This is a genomic window from Hydrocoleum sp. CS-953 (assembly GCF_002260545.1).
Classification (GTDB): Bacteria; Cyanobacteriota; Cyanobacteriia; order Cyanobacteriales; family Microcoleaceae; genus Trichodesmium.
In genome coordinates this window covers 1-4,276 of record NZ_LGSU01000699.1, presented here as the reverse complement: position 1 = coordinate 4,276, position 4,276 = coordinate 1, and the positions used below count along the sequence as shown (strand labels likewise).

The following is a 4,276-nucleotide window of genomic DNA, read 5'->3' as shown; positions in this document are numbered from 1 at the left end:
CTCCCCTACTCCCCTACTCCCTCACTCCCCACTAACCGCCAATACCCAACCTACCAGCTAAACCTGGAGTTAGAGGGAACAAAGTAGCGATCGCCAAAAACAAAGCTAATAAACACAAAGCAGCTCGCGCATCATCAGGTTCAGTTAATTCATTTAAACAAGGGCGTTCTAAATTTCGCTGTAATACCAAAATAATAATCGCCCAATACAACGCCAAAGGATTAACCAAAGAAGCGATCGCCAAGACTACAAAAGTGAAAAATGTTGCTCTACCTGCAACTTTCCGACCATAAACTGCTTGCACAATTCTACCACCATCCAACTGACCCGCAGGCATCAAATTAATTGCTGTAATAAGTAAACCCAACCAACCCATAATTGCCAGTGGGTGAACATCTACTATATTTTGATGTACTGCCGGACCTAAGATCGCTCGCGCTAGAGTTCCCACCAAAACAGAAGCTCTAAAAAATTCTGCTGGCATTTGAAACAGACTACCTTCGTGGGAAAGCAATAAACCCCCTAATAGCATTGCCAAAGAAATTATGCCTCCAGCAGCAGGTCCAGCAAAAGCGACATCAAACAACACTTTTCGACTAGGGATCATAGATTCAAAACGGTTCACAGAACCAAAACTGCCAATTTGCCAAGCGGGGAGAAAGAGCGGCCAACTAAAGCGAACATTGTGACGTTTTGCCAAGACTTGGTGAGCTATTTCGTGACCTGCCAAAACTATCCACAAACCAATGACAACGGGTAATGCTTCTTGATATCTCATAGGTTCATTGAAAAAGTCGAACCCTAACAATAACCCACCCGCTTCAAAACTGGTGGCAATAGTAGCAAGCAATAGAATAACTGCCAGAATTTTTTGGGATGTAGTGGCAGGTTTAGGGTCACTTTTGCTTGGTAAAATGATGACTACTGGTTTAGCTTCCGGACTTTCCAATAAAAATAGTCGGTAGCGATCGCCGAGTTTTTCTGCCAATTTTGCTGATAATTTAGTATGAACTGTTTCTGGTTCTCCCCGTAAATTTCCTTTGAAAATAGCTCCCTCTTGATAAGGGATAGTTTCGGTGGCAAAAAAGGTATCGACACCAAAAATGTCTTTTACTTTTTGCAAGTCTTCAGTTGGAATAGGAATAAATTCTAGAGTTTCTTCTTTTTTCTCTTCCTCTTTTTCTATTTTCTCTACATTTGGTAATTTAGTTATTTCTTCAGTGGAATCAGGTTTTGAGGAGTTACTAATAGATTCAATATCGGGTTTATTTTCTGCTTCTTGAGCTGCTATTATTCGTAATTGCCTTCCCAAATAAATGTACAATGCTGTACAAGCTATTAGCAGAAATAGAATCAATACTAAGTTGATATAAATTCCCGCAGCAAATAGAGCAAAAAATAGTAGCCAAGGTGCCATTAATACTACTGATTGTAACCAGGCTAAAATGCCTGTTTTACCATAAGATCTAGCTCTGTAGTATCCCCAGCCCAGAATTCCCAGAGCAATCAAAGCTACTATTACTGTAGTTGTATTTTCGGATGTGGTATACATTATCAGTTATCAGTTATCAGTTATTAGTTAACAGTTATCAGTGATTAGTTATCAGTTATCAGTTATCAGTTATTAGTTATTAGTTAACAGTTATTAGTTATTAGGTAAGCATTCAGCCGTCAGCATTCAGCTATCAGCTATGAGTTATTAACGTATCCTATTTGTCAGGAGTAATTAATCTCCAAAAAGTGAAGTATCAAGAAAAAAATCATCAGCTAATTTTCATCAGTTCTGTACGTTTGCTCGGCTATTAGCTGACCGCTGACTGCTAATAGCTGTTTGCTTACGTTATTAGTTATTAGTACCTCCTGTAATAGCTATGCTTTATCAACATCTTTACATAAAACTTGACAAAAGAGAGAAGTTATGTATTTGAAATTTTACTTTTTTCTAGAGATGTCTATTTTATAGTAGGGGTTTGGTCTCCAAACCCAAGNTTATTAGTACCTCCTGTAATAGCTATGCTTTATCAACATCTTTACATAAAACTTGACAAAAGAGAGAAGTTATGTATTTGAAATTTTACTTTTTTCTAGAGATGTCTATTTTATAGTAGGGGTTTGGTCTCCAAACCCAAGCGCATAAGGGATTTGGAAATCAAACCCCTACAGTTTTTTTTTCTGAATCATTTCATATTGCTATATAACTATTTTTGCAGGATTTCACAACTTAATTTTTTACTACTATAGTTGTTGAAATATTAGATAATTATTTCAGTTCAGCTTAGTATATCTTTGCTCAATTATTTACCTAAATAAAGTCTTTTTAGTTGATTTATTTTTCACTTCAAATGTTGCTGATAATAATTTAGTAAATCATCATTTTCTATTTCTATAAAAATGATTATATCTACTTAATCTTGTAGCAATTTTTCTATAGTTTCTGGGTCTGCATGAATATGACTCCGATGCTTTGCAGATGTATAATTAGGATTTAGTCTAATTGCTTGATTATAATCAGCGATCGCTCCCCAATTATCTCCAGCTTTTCGCAGTACATTTCCCCGTCTATAATAAGCTTTTGGATGGGTTGAATCTATTTTAATTGCCTCATTATAATCAGCAATTGCTCCCTCATAATCTTCTAGTTTATCTTTAACATCACCTCTGTGAATATAAGCATCTACATGACTAGAGTCTATATCTATTGCCTGATTAAATTCTGCTAAAGCTGATTGATAATTCTGTTGTTCATATTTAGCTAATCCTCGTTGATAAAAAGTCTTAAATTCTGGCTGCTGATTTTCTGTTGTTGTAGATGTTTCTGTTTCTGTTTGATTTTCATCAACATTAACTAAGTTTACATTTGTTAGAGAATTATTTACTATGCTAGTTGCTGCTAAAGCCTCTTGTCTTGCCCATTTATCTGCTTCTAAAATATCATCTAAACTAGGATTTTCTTGATTACTTGACTTATGTTTTTCACATACATATTCAATTAATTTAGGAATATCCAAAAACGGAATTTTTTCTTCTAAAAACAATGCTACAGCCTGTTCATTTGCTGCATTCAAAACTGCAGGCATAGAACCACCCATACGACCTGTAGAATAAGCTAACTGAATGCAAGGATATTTCAAATTATCGGGTTCCTTGAAAGTTAGACTTCCAGCTTTAACTAAATCTAACTGTTCCCAATCAGTATAAATCCTTTCCGGCCAAGATAAAGCGTAAAGCAAAGGTAAACGCATATCCGGCCAACCCAATTGAGCTAAAACAGAAGTATCTTGTAACTCAATTAAAGAGTGAATTATACTCTGAGGATGAATGACTATATCAATATTTTCATAATCCAATCCAAACAAATAATGAGCTTCAATAACTTCCAAACCTTTATTCATCATTGTGGCAGAATCAACAGTAATTTTTCGACCCATTGACCAGTTAGGATGTTTAATAGCATCTGCCACTTTTACATTTGATAATCTCTCAATTGGCCAGTCTCTAAAAGCACCACCAGAAGCAGTTAAAATAATTCTGCGTAAACCCTCTTTAGGTATACCTTGAAGACATTGAAAAATTGCTGAATGCTCTGAGTCGGCAGGTAATAATTTTACTCCATATTTTTCAATTAAGGGATTAACAACCGGACCTGCTGCAATAAGTGTTTCTTTATTTGCCAAAGCAATATCTTTCCCTGCTTCAATAGCAGCAATAGTAGGTAATAAACCAGCACAACCTACTATACCTGTCACGACTGCTTCTGATTGGCCATATCTAGCTACTTCTGTAACACCATCTTGGCCAGCAAGCAATTGAGGTTGAGGTTCCAGGTCAGCAATGGCCTCTTTTAGTGCCGTAAATTTGGACTCATCGTTAATAGCAACAATTTGAGGGCGAAATTGTCTGACCTGTTGGGCTAATATTTCTACGTTACTTCCGGCAGCTAACCCAATAACTCGAAATTTGTCTGGGTTGTGAGTCACAATGTCTAAGGTTTGAGTACCAATGGACCCTGTAGATCCCAAGATTGTAATTGCTTTCATATTTTTTTGAGAAAGTTGTCCACAATTCCACTATACGATTCATTGGTCATTTTGTGTTAATAGCTACTTTGCTAGGTTCATTAATTGATAATGGATAATTACCTATGGTTAAAACCTTAACGGAATAGAATATAAGTAAATATCCTAGCACTTTTTTTCTCTTGAAATAGAAGGCTTGATACCTTTATTTTTCGGTAATAGATTTTAGTTATTCAGATTTTTAACATAGAAATCATTAT

At 35.7% G+C, this 4,276-nt stretch carries 2 protein-coding genes and 1 pseudogene; all 3 read right to left on the bottom strand.

The genetic code is table 11. From position 1 onward, the window contains the following. Window positions 1–31 precede the first annotated feature (31 nt). On the bottom strand, window positions 32–1,552 hold the full coding sequence (locus tag AFK68_RS08135) for a site-2 protease family protein (RefSeq protein WP_094672306.1): 1,521 nt from the start codon (window positions 1,550–1,552) through the stop codon (window positions 32–34). Window positions 1,553–2,405: 853 nt separating this feature from the next. After that, window positions 2,406–2,879 (bottom strand): tetratricopeptide repeat protein, encoded by a 474-nt coding sequence (locus AFK68_RS41270; RefSeq protein WP_246844065.1) that lies wholly within the window; start codon window positions 2,877–2,879, stop codon window positions 2,406–2,408. Beyond that, window positions 2,871–4,037 (bottom strand): annotated as a pseudogene (dxr, locus tag AFK68_RS08130) (1-deoxy-D-xylulose-5-phosphate reductoisomerase); the annotation flags it as partial. The gene AFK68_RS41270 and the pseudogene dxr, both read right to left, overlap by 9 nt. Between the last annotated feature and the right edge of the window lie 239 nt (window positions 4,038–4,276).